Consider the following 13,543-nt stretch of genomic DNA (forward strand, 5'->3'; position numbering starts at 1 on the left):
ATGAGTGAGCCAACTGCTTACGATCCAGCGCATGATTACCATGCACTCAACGCCATGCTCAACTTGTATGACAAGAATGGCAAAATCCAGTTCGACAAGGATAAGCAGGCAGAGCGTGAATATGTGACTGGCGAGATTGCCAAGCGCACCATCACATTCCCCTCCACCAAGGAGAGGCTCAACTACCTCATCGAAAACAAGTACTACGAGCCAGAAGTGTTTGCACAGTACTCTGATGAGTTCCTCGACCGCTTCTACCAACACCTGGAGGACAAGCACTTCGAGTTTGACACCTTCCTGGGCGCATTCAAGTTCTACACCTCCTATGCTCTGAAAACTTTTGACGGCAAGAACTATTTGGAAGATTTCCCTCAGCGTGCTGGTGCAGTTGCTCTCGAACTTGCTTCTGGTGATGAAAAGATGGCTCTCACCGTTGCTGACGCCATCATCAATGGAAGCTTCCAGCCAGCAACTCCAACCTTCCTTAACCTTGCTCGTGCTCAGCGCGGTGAGCCAGTTTCCTGCTTCCTCGTTCGCATTGAGGACAACATGGAATCCATCGCACGCGCAATTAACGCAGCACTGCAGCTATCCAAGCGTGGCGGCGGCGTCGCTCTTCTGCTGAGCAACCTCAGGGAATTGGGTGCTCCTATCAAGCACATTGAAAATCAATCCAGCGGTGTCGTACCTGTTATGAAGCTGCTGGAGGATTCCTTCTCCTACGCTAACCAACTGGGAGCTCGCCAGGGTGCAGGCGCTGTATACCTCTCCGCTCATCACCCAGACATTATGCGATTCTTGGATACGAAGCGTGAGAACGCCGATGAGAAGATCCGCATCAAGTCGCTCTCCTTGGGTGTTGTCATTCCTGATATCACCTTCGAACTGGCCAAGAACCATGAAAAGATGGCTCTGTTCAGCCCTTATGATGTTGAGCGCGTCTACGGCAAGCCATTCGCTGATATTTCCGTCAACGATCACTACCGCGAGATGGTCGCCGATGATCGCATTCGCAAAACGTATATTGACGCGCGCGAATTCTTTATGACTCTGGCTGAAATTCAGTTCGAATCTGGCTACCCGTACATCGTGTTTGAAGACACCGTCAACCGCGCCAACCCGATCGAAGGGCGCATTGCCATGTCGAACCTGTGCTCGGAGATCTTGCAGGTGCAAGAGCCGAGCAGCTTCAACACTGACTTGACGTATAGCCATGTTGGCCGTGATATTTCTTGCAATCTGGGTTCCCTCAACATCGCTAAAGCAATGGATGCAGGCTTGGCTGATACCGTGCGTACTGCTATTCGCTCGCTCACCGCGGTTTCTGAGCATACGAGCATCGATTCAGTCCCCTCCATTCGTCGTGCCAATGAAGAAGGCCATGCCATTGGCCTGGGTCAGATGAATTTGCACGGCTTCCTGGCTCGTGAAGGAATGATGTACGGTTCTCCAGAAGCACTCGACTTCACCAACTTGTACTTCATGACTGTGGCGTACAACGCTTACAAGGCTTCCCATGAGCTGGCAGTTGAACGCGGCAAGGCTTTCGCTTTGTTTAAGACTTCCGCCTATGCGAAGCCTGCTGGCCAAGGAAACTACTTCGACAAGTACACCGATGGTACGTTGACCCTTGAGCCACAAACGCAGAAAGTGCGCGAAGTATTCGAGAAGTTCCATGTCAGCTTGCCAACAAAGCAAGACTGGGCCGAACTGCGTGATGAGATCCTCAAGGATGGCATTTACAACCAGAATTTGCAAGCAGTGCCACCAACGGGTTCCATCTCCTACATCAACCACTCCACTTCCTCGATTCACCCGATCGTTTCCAAGATCGAGATTCGCAAGGAAGGTAAGGTTGGTCGCGTTTACTATCCGGCAGCATATATGACCAATGACAATCTCGAGTACTATGCCGACGCATACGAGATTGGATGGAAGGCCATCATTGATACCTATGCTGCCGCCACACCTCATGTTGACCAGGGCTTGAGTTTGACACTGTTCTTCCCGTCCACTGCCACCACTCGGGACCTGAACAAGGCTCAGATTTATGCATGGCGTAAGGGAATTAAGACCCTCTACTACATTCGTCTGCGCCAGCAGGCTCTCTCCGGAACGGAAGTTCAGGGGTGCGTCAGCTGCACACTGTGATTGAATCTGGCCAGTAAGGCGTTTTCCTGTATTGTCTTTTACCTGTGTTGTCTGATCCGTTAGTCACAACGACACAGCAATGACGACAAGGCGATGACGACACAAGCACAAGTTTCATAACTTCAGATAGGGGCGCATCTGCGCAAGGTGCGCCCAGCTGCACTGGGCTTGTTGGGCTTTTGAGCTGTACAGGCTCACAGGCCCAGTGCAGGAGACGTAGTGATAATCTCAAGAAATTCGAAAGCAAGTTGTGAAAGCGACTTGCAGAGAGGCAGAGACAATGGTCCCACCGATTTCCGTTCCCCGCAAGCCACTGAAGCTGATCGACAGAGTGAGCGCCATCAACTGGAACCGTCTGGAAGATGAAAAAGATCTCGAAGTATGGGATCGCTTGACAGGCAATTTCTGGCTGCCAGAAAAGGTGCCAGTTTCCAACGACATTCCTAGCTGGCAGCGCCTGAGCGAGGCAGAACACACGCTCACCATGCGCGTGTTCACCGGCCTGACCCTGCTCGACACCATTCAGGGTACTGTCGGCGCAGTCTCTCTCATTCCTGACGCACTGACTCCACACGAGGAAGCTGTGTACACCAACATCGCCTTCATGGAGTCGGTGCACGCCAAGAGCTATTCCTCCATCTTCTCCACCCTGTGCTCCACCAAGGAAATTGATGCAGCATTCTCCTGGAGTGAGGAAAACGAGTTCTTGCAGAAGAAAGCGCAGATCGTTCTCGATTACTATGAGGGTGATAATCCTTATAAGCGCAAGGTTGCTTCGACCCTGCTGGAGAGCTTCCTGTTCTACTCTGGCTTCTACCTGCCGATGTACTTCTCTGCACACGCAAAGCTCACCAATACGGCTGATGTGATTCGCCTGATCATTCGTGACGAGGCTGTTCACGGCTACTACATTGGTTATAAGTACCAGAAGGGCTTGGAGCAGCTTACTCAGCCAGAGCGCGACAGCATGCAAGATTACACGTATGACCTTCTCAACGAGCTGTATGACAACGAAGAGCAGTACACCACGTCTCTGTACTCTGAAGTTGGCTTGGTTGAGGACGTTGAGAAGTTCCTGCGCTACAACGCGAACAAGGCTCTTATGAACCTCGGCTATCCAGCACTCTTCCCAGCAGAAGCCACTGACGTCAATCCAGCAATTCTGGCCGCTCTCAGCCCGAATGCCGATGAGAACCATGACTTCTTCTCCGGCTCTGGCTCTTCTTACGTGATGGGCAAGGCTGTTGAGACCGACGACGACGATTGGGACTTCTGATCGAAGCTGCTGAGCTTGCCGATAGGAGATTATCACATTGCTGACAGTACGAACGAGTACGGCACGGTGATGTGAGGCAATCTGGAAGAGGGAAGCGGCAGTATATTGAGCTCACCTTGGCTTGCGCTGAGGTGAGCTTTTTTGTGGCTGAAAGAGCCTCCTGTTCCCTCGCTATAGTAGAGCTTGAGATTATCACTGCGCCAAATCACTTCCGAGGTACTCATGGCAGTTCTGCGTTTAGAACGGATTTACGATAAACCAGCGAATACGAACGGCTATCGCATTCTCGTTGACCACGGCTGGGTGCGTGGGCTCTCCCAAGCTGACGCTCAGCTCGACTTATGGGCGAAGTATGCAGCACCTTCGACCGAGCTGCGCAAGTGGTTTAACCATATCCCTGAGCGCTTCCCTGAATTCGTGGAACGTTATACGCACGAGCTCACGGGCGGGGGAGAAGGTGTGAAGGGCAGGCAGCAGGCTGATAATCTCAAGCCACAGAAAGCTAAAAAGCCCAGCCAAGCTGAAGCTTACCAAGAGTTGAAGCGCGTCACCGCCGAGCAGCTGAAGGCTGGCAATGACGTGATTGTGCTGTATTCTGCGCGCGACCGCGAGCATAACCAAGCCGTAGTTCTTTTCCACTTGCTCGAGCGCGATTTGTGTGTCCAGGGCGTGGTGAGGCAAGCAAACCTTGCACAGTGAATGGCGGCTTTCTTTGGGTAGGCTGAGGCCTAAAATACCGCTTTGGCGCAGGAGAGCGGGGAGCTTCAAGCCGGCCTCACGCTGATCGCGGATCAGATGTCGGCCAGTTGCCGACAGGCCGCAAGCCTACCGCTGCGTTTCACTATAGGCTAGCTTTCGAGCTCATATGAAGGGCAGGTGATGCCATGCTGAAGACCTTTATTTCGCAAGAAGACGATATTCGTCAGATCAAACAGTTTGAGAAGGGAAGCTGGATCGCCTTGTCTAATCCAGCTGATTCTGAACTTGCAGAAGTTGCTGAACGCTACGACATTGATCTCGCTGATATGCGCGCTCCTCTGGATGAGGAGGAGAGGTCTCGTGTAGACGTGGAAAAAGGCTACACGATGATCATTGTTGACATTCCAACAGTAGAAAACCGTGGCGGACGAGATTGGTATGACACCATCCCTCTCTCGATCATTGTGACCAACGACGTGATTATCACCGTCTGCTCGGAGGATACGCCTCTGCTGCATCCTTTCATGGAAGGCCGCATTCGCAACTTCTACACTTACATGCGTTCGCGCTTCATCCTGCAGATTCTCTACCGCAACTCGCAGATGTATTTGCGCTACCTGAGAATCGTGGATGCTGAGTCTGATAAACTGGAATTGCATTTGCAAAATTCCTTGCAAAACCGTGAGATTCTCATTCTCATGGAACTGAGCAAGACTTTGGTCTACTTCGCTACTTCTTTGCGTTCAAATGAAGTGGTGTTGGAAAAGCTGACCAAGTTGCCGCGTATCAAGCAATATCCGGACGATGAAGATTTGCTCTCGGACGTGATTATCGAGAACAAGCAGGCAATCGAGATGGCAAGCATCTACTCTGGAGTTCTTCAGGGCATGATGGATGCCTTCGGTTCGATCGTGTCGAATAACTTGAACAATGTGATGAAGATCTTCTCCATTCTCTCCATTGTTCTCAACATTCCCACGATTATTTTCTCGGCGTACGGCATGAATTTGAACCTCAAGGGCATGCCGCTGTCGCATACAGTATGGGGCTTTGCCATCGTCTGGCTCATCGCTTTGGTTCTCTCGGTGGTGGCCTGGATTTACTTCAGGAAGGCTCGCCTGTTTAGGTAAGCCTCAATCGCTTCAGATTGTCACCACGTTGTGCGGCAGAACCTTGTTCTGCCGCATTTTGCGTTTGCCTGCATTCGCGCGCGGTTTGGGCGCGCGGCCTGTCGCGCAGCCGCCGTAATGTCGCCGTCACAGTGCGGAAACGCAAATGAGCCGGCGCACTGGTAATCTTGTGATATTTACTGCAAATGCGCGGAAACCGACTACCAAACTCACACCGTACAGAAAGGGGAGAGATGAGCTCAACGATTACTGGAACCCAGGTGGATCATAACGGTAAGCAACTCGGGCGTGTGCTCGTCGAACTGAACCACGTCAACAAATGGTACGGCGACCTCCACGTCCTCAAAGATGTGTCACTGAAAGTGCGCCAAGGTGAGGTAGTCGTCATGCTCGGGCCTTCCGGCTCTGGAAAATCCACCACCTGCCGCACCATCAACCGCCTCGAACGCATCGACGAAGGAACGATTCTCATCGACGGCCAACCGCTGCCACAAGAAGGACGCGAACTGCAAAAGCTGCGCCAACAAGTGGGTATGGTGTTCCAAAGTTACAATCTTTTCGCGCATTTGAGCATCCTCGACAATGTGACTCTCGCCCCACGCAAAGTGCTGAAAATGAGCAAGGCCGACGCTGAGAAGGAAGCCCTCGAGCTGCTCGACCGCGTCGGTGTTGCCGCACAAGCACACAAGTACCCAGCTCAGCTGTCCGGCGGCCAGCAGCAACGCGTCGCCATCGCTCGAGCGCTTGCCATGCACCCGAAGGTCATGCTTTTCGATGAGCCAACCTCCGCACTCGACCCGGAGATGGTGGGGGAGGTGCTCACCACCATGACGCAGCTTGCCCAAGAGGGTATGACGATGATCGTGGTGACGCATGAGATGGGCTTCGCTCGTCACGTTGCCGACCGCATCGTGTTCATGGCTGACGGGCGCGTGCTCGAATCCGAGTCCCCAGAAGAGTTCTTCACCCATCCGCGCACTGAGCGTGCCCGTGAGTTCCAGTCCAAAATTTTGGGTCATTAGTCAGTAGCAAACAGCAAGCGAAGGAGGAAAGCGATGAAAAGCACATTTCTGAAGCGCGTCACAAAGCGCAGCGCGATGCGTACTGCCAAGGGCGCTGGTAGCCTTATCGGCAATCGCGTCGTCAATCGCGTCGCAAAGCGCGTTGGCGCAGCTGGCCTTGCTCTGATGACGACCTTGAGCCTGGTAGCCTGCGGTTCGGCAAGCCAAGCAGACGTTGTCGGCCCGAAAATTCGCATCGGCATCAAGTTCGACCAGCCCGGCATCTCCGTCGAGCAAAGCGGTACCTACTCTGGCTTCGCCGTGGACACTGCCCGTTACGTTGCAGAAAAGCTTGGTTACGCGCCGAAGCAGATCGTGTTCAAGCAGGTGACCTCCGCACAGCGTGAGTCGCTGCTGCAAAACGGCACGGTCGATATGATCGTCGATACTTACACCATCACGAAGGACCGCCAGAAGGTTGTCGATTTTGCTGGTCCGTACTTCGTCGCCGGGCAGGACCTCCTCATTAGAAAGACCGAAAAGTCCCAGATTACCAGCCCGCGCGACCTCGCCAACAAGAAGGTCTGCTCCGCCACGGGCTCCACATCAGCCAAAATCGTGCAAGATTACTTCCCGAAAACCACTCAGCTCATGCTGCTCAACGGTTATTCGGAATGCCTGACCGCACTGCTCTCCGGCACTGTTGACGCCGTCACCACTGACGACCTGATCCTCGCAACCTTGGCTGCTGCGAAGGCAGACAGCTCGCTCATGGTGGTCGGCCACCCCTTCACCGAAGAAAGTTACGGCATTGGCGTGAAGAAGGGCAGTGCCGTTCTGGTGGAAAAGATCAACGAAGCGCTGAAAAGCTATGTGAGTTCGGGTGCCTGGCAGCGTGCCATCGACAAGGCGACGAAGGGTACAGGTTACAAGCCCAACCCCGAATTCAACCCACCGACGAAGTTTGATGCTCGTCCATCTGAGCAGATTGCGAGGTTCTGATATGCCCGGTATGTTCCACGGCTTCTTGGCCTCGCTTTCCAGCTATTTCTCCACGTTTGCCGACCTGTTGACCCGCTACAACGTTCTCGGCGCATTTTGGATGAACATCCAGCTCACCTTGTGGGCAGCGCTCGGTTCGCTCGTGCTGGGAATTGTTCTCACGTTGATGCGTATTTCTCCGGTCAGCTCGCTTGTTCGCGTGGGCGATGGCATCGTGATGTTCTTTAAGAACATGCCACTGGCCATTGTGATGGTTTTCCTGCTGCTCGGCTGCTTCATCCAGCTGCAAGTCCAGCTTCCGGCGAGTTTTAACACGAATTTCTACTGGCTGGCCATCACCGGCCTGTCGCTCTACACTGCGCCTTTCGTGTCGGAGTCGCTGATGAGTGGCATCAACACGGTGCCGATGGGCCAGGCTGAGGCCGCCCGTTCACTAGGTTTTGGCTTCTTCCAGTCGGCTTTCCTCATCATCCTTCCTCAGGCTATTCGCGGCGCCATCGCTCCTTTGGGTAACACTCTGATCGCTTTGCTCAAGAATTCGACGGTGGCTGCAGCTGCTGGTGTGGCTGCGGAAACCTCGAGTTTGATGAACACGATGATCCAGTACAATGCGTCGGCTATTACGCAGATTTTCTTGCTTTTCGCTGTGGGTTACGTCATTCTCATTATTCCTATTGGTTTGGCAACAACTTACTTGTCCAACAAGCTTGCGGTGAGGAGGTGAGCGCATGAAGATTACCAGTTCGCGTGATTCTTTTGATTACTCTGCCATCGACCCTGACACTCTCGAGCCCGCCGACACTTCGCTTTTCGTTCAGGCTGTGCCGGGTGGTTTTGAACGCAGGGTTGCTAATGGCCCGGTGAAGCTTCCTCGTGCTTTGCGTGAAGGGGATACCAGCGACAAGCCGGTGACTCGTCAGCAAAGGCGTGAGCGTTCGCAGAAGCATTCGGTTCTCTTCGACGCTCCGGGCCCGAAGGCGATGGCGCGCATTCGTGTGGCTAACGCTATAACCGTGGTGCTTGCTGTGGCTGTTCTGGCGCTGATTGTGTGGCGTTTTGCTCACCCGCCGATGGGGGAGAACCAGCTGAGTTGGAAGCTGTGGGAGCCTGCTCTCAACGCTCGCGCTTGGTTGAGCTTCTACATTCCGGGAGCTTTGTCTACGCTTGCTGCTGCTGCAGTCTCCATTGTGGGAGCAGTGGTTTTCGGCTTCGTCTTCGCTCTCGGCCGCTTGTCGCAGGTGGCGATCATTCGCTGGGTGAGCTCGGTGATTATTGAGTTTTGTCGTGCTGTGCCTGTGCTGCTATTCATGATCTTCTTCTGGAGAGTGTATGCAGCGCTCGGTTTAAGCGATATGGCAGCCTTTTGGGCAGTAGTCACCGGCTTGGTACTGTACAACGGCTCGGTGGTGACCGAGCTCATCCGCTCAGGTGTGGGTAACCTTCCTCTGGGCCAAGCTGAGGCTGCCACTGCTTTGGGTATGTCGCATATGCGCTCTCTGATGTCCATTGAAATTCCGCAAGCTGTGATCGCTTCCATGCCTGCTTTGGTGGCTCAGCTTGTGGTGGTGTTGAAGGATACTGCTTTGGGTTCGATTATTTCCTATGCGGACCTTTTGCAGCGTTCTCGCCAGTTGGGCGCCTTGTATTTCAACTCATTGCAGACCTTGTTCGTGGCGGCAGTCTTCTACTTTGTGCTGTGCTACTGGCTGACTCGTTGGGCTCAGCGAATCCCAGAAAAGATGCAGAGCAAGACTTCCGGTGTGGCTCGTTCTCGCGCCATCCAGCCTGAAGCTATTTTGGACCCGGATAACATCACCGCTCAGGAGACAGCCTCTCGTGAACGTCCATTTGGTGGCGTCCCCTCCGATATTCCTGACCATTACCACGGTTCTAACGCTGTTCGTACGCGTAAGTGGGAGGGCAAGCATCGCCACGAGCAGCTCAAGGAGCAGGAGCATGAGATCGCGCGCGAGAGGCACGAGGACCGTCGTGCCGAGCGCGACTACAATGCGCAGCACAATGCGCATCGCTCCTGATTATCACGCGCTGATAATCTTGAGCGCCAAGTGTGCCGCCTGTCGGTGTGAATGAGGATAATCAAAGCAGAAGTAGAAGCTGAAATTCAGCATGTTTCAGCATGTTAAAGGAGGTCACGTGGCAGACGCAGAGCCAAAGTATCGTTATGACGCCTCTCTTGCCCAGGATATCGAACTGAAATGGCAGAAGTTCTGGGATGACAACGGTACTTTTGATGCCGCTAACGCCGAGGGTGAGCTGACAGACAACCAGGGCAAGCACGCCGATGGTCGTACCCCATACTCGGTCATCTCCATGTTCCCCTTCCCCTCGGGTAAGGGCTTGCATGTGGGCCACCCTCTGGGTTACATCGCCACGGATATGATGGCTCGCTACCATCGCATGAAGGGCGAAAACGTGATGCACGCCATTGGTTACGATGCCTTTGGCCTGCCAGCTGAGCAGTACGCCGTGCAAACTGGCCAGCATCCTCGCGTCACCACGCAGCAGAACATCGCCAACATGTCCCGCCAGCTGCATCGCATGGGCTTGAGCTTTGACCAGCGTCGAACCTTCGCCACCACCGACTACGACTATGTGCGTTGGACGCAGTTCATCTTCTCCAAAATCTTCGACTCGTGGTACGACCCAGATTATCAGCGCGCTGACGGGGGCCTGGGCTCCGCCCGCCCGATCGCAGAACTGGAAAACAAGTTCCGCTCGGGCGAGAAAGCCATCCCTGGTTTCGAGGACAAGCGCTGGGATGAGCTGACCAAGAAGCAGAAGTCTGACGTGCTCAACGACTTCCGCTTGGCCTATGTGTCCAAGTCGCCAGTCAACTGGGCACCAGGCCTGGGAACCGTGCTGTCCAACGAAGAGGTGACCGCAGACGGCCGTTCCGAGCGCGGAAACTTCCCGGTGTTCCACAAGCAGCTTCGCCAGTGGTCTATGCGCATCACCGCTTACGGTGACCGCCTCGCCAAGGACCTCGACATGCTCGATTGGCCGGATAAGGTCAAGCAGCTGCAGCGCAACTGGATTGGTGAGTCACACGGAGCTTCGGTGAACTTCGCCATTTATGACGGCGAGGGCGACCAGGTGCTTCTCAACTCCCAGTCGGGTTCCGAGCAGCAGGCTGGCTCTCACGGCAAGCTCACCGTGTACACGACTCGCCCGGACACTATTTTTGCTGTCACTTTCGTCGTCGTCTCCCCAGAACACGACCTGATCGACAAAGCTCCTGATGCATGGCCAGAGAACACTCCGGAAGAGTGGAAATCTGGGTTTGCTTCCCCTCGTGAGGCTGTGCAGGAGTATCGCAAGAATGCCGAGCGCGTGACGGCTGCTGACCGCCAGAATGCTACCGACAAGAAGACGGGTGTTTTCACCGGCCTGTATGCGCAAAACCCCGTCACCGGCGTGAAGGTGCCTGTTTTCACTGCCGACTACGTGCTTATGGATTACGGAACGGGCGCAATTATGGCTGTCCCCGGCGGTGACCAGCGCGATTATGACTTCGCTCAGGCTCACGGCCTGCCAGTGGTTTCTCCTGTCAAGCCAGCCAAGCCTGTGGTCAACGAGCAGGGTGAGGAGCAGGAGGTTCCTCAGCCATATGTTTCCCATGATGGCGTGATGATCAACTCCCGTGTGGAGGAAACCCCTGAGAGCGATAGTCTCGACATCAACGGCTTGAGCGTCGAAGAGGGCTCGAAGCGTGTGATCTCGTGGCTGGAGAGCCACGGTGTCGGCAAGGGTACTGTTTCTTACCGCCTGCGCGACTGGCTCTTCTCTCGCCAGCGCTATTGGGGTGAACCATTCCCGGTGGTGTATGACGATGAGGAGATTCCTTACCTGCTGCCTGATTCTGCCCTGCCGGTCAAGCTTCCAGAAGTGCCCGATTACAAGCCACGCACTTTCGACCCCGATGATGCTGATTCTTCGCCAGAGGCACCTCTTTCTCGTAACCCTCAGTGGGTGAACGTCAAGCTGGACTTGGGCGATGGTGAGAAAGTGTACCATCGCGACACCAACACCATGCCAAACTGGGCTGGCTCCTGCTGGTACTACCTGCGCTACCTTGACCCGAAGGATACGAAGGCTCTGATCGACCCTGCCGAGGATGCGTACTGGGTTGGTCCTGACCATAACAAGACTGCTGGCAAGTCGGGTGGTATCGACCTGTACGTGGGAGGTGTGGAGCATGCTGTTCTGCACTTGCTCTACGCGCGCTTCTGGCATAAGGTGCTCTTCGATTTGGGCATTGTTTCCAGCCCCGAGCCGTTCCACAAGCTGTTCAACCAGGGTTATATTCAGGCTTATGCTTACACCGATGAGCGCGGACAATACGTTCCTGCTGCTGAGGTAGAGCAAGTTCCTGGTTCTGGTCAGCATGGTGAAGAACCAGAATTCACCTGGAATGGTGAGAAGGTCAACCGTGAGTTTGGCAAGATGGGCAAGTCGCTCAAGAACATTGTCACGCCAGACTATATGTATGAAACCTATGGCGCTGATACCTTCCGTGTTTACGAGATGAGCATGGGCCCGTTGGCTGATTCTCGCCCGTGGAATACGAAGGATGTGACGGGTTCTCAGCGCTTCCTTCAGCGTCTGTGGCGTAACGTCGTCGACGAGCAGACTGGTGAGGTCACTGTTTCGGACGCCAAGCCAGATGCAAAGCTCGCTCGCCTGCTCAACTCCACCATTGCTTCAGTGACCGAAGAGATGGAAGGCATGCGCCCGAACACTGCTATTGCCAAGCTCATCGTGCTCAACAATGCGGTGACGGGTATGGATTCTGTTCCGCGCGCCGTCATCGAACCTCTCGTTTTGATGCTCAGCCCTATCGCTCCTCATATTGCCGAAGAGCTGTGGCATAAGCTCGGCCATGATGGCTCGATTGCATACGTTCCCTGGCCAGTCGCTGATGAAAAGCTTGTGGGTGAGGAAACAGTCACGGCCATCGTTCAGGTTGCTGGCAAGGTTCGCGGCAAGATGGAAGTGCCGAAGACTATCAGCGCTGAAGAGCTGGAAAAGCGGGCTTTGGCTTTGGAGAACGTGCAGAAGTTCATGGGCGATGTGCCTCCTCGTAAGGTGATCGTTCGTGCTCCGAAGGTCGTTTCCATCGTCCCTGGAAATCTGGGAAAGTAAGCTGCGCCGGAGAAGTGTGACAAACTCGGGTGTGACAGACAGTTGCGCCACCACGTTGTGTCGCAACTGTCAGACCCATCACACTTGTTCGGGGAAAGTAAGGTTGTGTAATGGTTGCTATTCAGTTGGCTCGCGGCGTTGCGGCTGAGCTCTTCCCGGGGTATGGCTTCCCGGTGAGCGAAGAGGAGAAGGCGGCTGTTCACCATTTGGTGATGGTTGACCCTGATTCTTACCAGTCTCGCGTTTTTGACCGCGCTGTGATGCGTGGTGATGGCTTCTTTGAGGCTATTTCCGTGATTGACGGTAAGATTCCGGTTTCCCTCGACTTGCATTTGGCTCGTTTGGAGCATAACGCCAAGGCGCTGGATATGCCGATTCCTGATGAGAAGGCTTTCCACGAGGCGTGCGAAGAGCTGATTGCTCACTACTCGGGTGGCCATGATGACCCGATGTTGCGCATCCTCATTTCGCGTGGCGCTGACCCGGGTACGGGTGTGGGTCGCCGGCATCATCCGGGTATGCCGTCGATTTGGATGTACCTGGATGGCGAGGGGGAGAAGCATGAGACCACGCCTTTGCGCATGGTTTCGCTTTCTGCTGGTCGTGACTCTCGCGTGGCTGAGAATTCGCCGTGGCTCATGTTGGGTTTGAAGACCTTGAGTTATGTGGTGAATATGGCTACTGCTCGTGCGGCAGAGCGCATGGGCTATGATGACGCGCTTTTCGTCACGACGGACGGTTACTGCCTCGAGTCTCCTCACGCCAATATTGTGGCGAGGTTTGGCGATATATGGGTCACTCCTGACCCGGTGATTGGTGTTCTTCATGGCACTTCTCAGCGTGAGCTTTTCGCTTACGTCAGAAGGCTGGGCAAGATTACCAGGTATCAGGATCTTCCTGTGGAAGAGTTGAAGAAAGCGGATGAGGTGTACCAGACGCGCGGCGGTTGGGTGATCCCCGTCAAGAGTTTGGATGACACTGAGTTTGCGGTGAATACGGAGTTTGTGAAGCAAGCAAACCATGCTATTCACTATGAGCAGGAAGCTCAGCAGGCTGAGTGGGCTCACGATAACTATCAGCCCACTCGCTGAGCGAAGTTTTCCACATCGGAGAAAAATTCC

10 protein-coding genes are annotated in these 13,543 nt (G+C 54.3%); all 10 read left to right on the top strand.

Features of this window, described 5'->3' with window-relative positions; genetic code table 11:
• Complete coding sequence (nrdE, locus tag AEAE_RS01785) at nt 1-2,151, top strand: class 1b ribonucleoside-diphosphate reductase subunit alpha (protein ID WP_094689456.1); 2,151 nt, start codon at nt 1-3, stop codon at nt 2,149-2,151.
• Nucleotides 2,152-2,431: 280 nt separating this feature from the next.
• Nucleotides 2,432-3,427, top strand: coding sequence for a class 1b ribonucleoside-diphosphate reductase subunit beta (gene nrdF, locus AEAE_RS01790; RefSeq protein WP_094689457.1), 996 nt, complete (start codon nt 2,432-2,434; stop codon nt 3,425-3,427).
• Nucleotides 3,428-3,649: 222 nt separating this feature from the next.
• On the top strand, nt 3,650-4,126 hold the full coding sequence (locus tag AEAE_RS01795) for a DUF488 domain-containing protein (RefSeq protein WP_094689458.1): 477 nt from the start codon (nt 3,650-3,652) through the stop codon (nt 4,124-4,126).
• A gap of 185 nt (nt 4,127-4,311) precedes the next feature.
• Entirely contained in the window at nt 4,312-5,256 is a 945-nt protein-coding gene (locus AEAE_RS01800) for a magnesium transporter CorA family protein (RefSeq protein ID WP_094689459.1), read from the top strand.
• Nucleotides 5,257-5,489: 233 nt separating this feature from the next.
• Nucleotides 5,490-6,278: an amino acid ABC transporter ATP-binding protein gene (locus AEAE_RS01805; protein WP_094689460.1), complete on the top strand. Its 789-nt coding sequence runs from the start codon at nt 5,490-5,492 to the stop codon at nt 6,276-6,278.
• Nucleotides 6,279-6,443: 165 nt separating this feature from the next.
• The gene (locus tag AEAE_RS01810; protein WP_244569633.1) at nt 6,444-7,259 is read left to right on the top strand and encodes a glutamate ABC transporter substrate-binding protein; all 816 of its coding nucleotides are present in this window, start codon (nt 6,444-6,446) and stop codon (nt 7,257-7,259) included.
• 10 nt (nt 7,260-7,269) lie between these two features.
• Nucleotides 7,270-7,983, top strand: a complete 714-nt coding sequence (locus tag AEAE_RS01815; RefSeq protein ID WP_094690064.1) for an ABC transporter permease subunit — start codon at nt 7,270-7,272, stop codon at nt 7,981-7,983.
• Between the two features lie 4 nt (nt 7,984-7,987).
• On the top strand, nt 7,988-9,295 hold the full coding sequence (locus tag AEAE_RS01820; protein ID WP_244569587.1) for an amino acid ABC transporter permease: 1,308 nt from the start codon (nt 7,988-7,990) through the stop codon (nt 9,293-9,295).
• Nucleotides 9,296-9,413: 118 nt separating this feature from the next.
• The gene (gene leuS, locus AEAE_RS01825) at nt 9,414-12,422 is read left to right on the top strand and encodes a leucine--tRNA ligase (protein WP_244569588.1); all 3,009 of its coding nucleotides are present in this window, start codon (nt 9,414-9,416) and stop codon (nt 12,420-12,422) included.
• A 110-nt stretch (nt 12,423-12,532) separates the two neighbouring features.
• Complete coding sequence (locus tag AEAE_RS01830) at nt 12,533-13,513, top strand: aminotransferase class IV (RefSeq protein ID WP_094689462.1); 981 nt, start codon at nt 12,533-12,535, stop codon at nt 13,511-13,513.
• Nucleotides 13,514-13,543: the final 30 nt, after the last annotated feature.

Source organism: Aeriscardovia aeriphila (assembly GCF_002259595.1).
GTDB classification, from domain to species: Bacteria; Actinomycetota; Actinomycetes; order Actinomycetales; family Bifidobacteriaceae; genus Aeriscardovia; species Aeriscardovia aeriphila.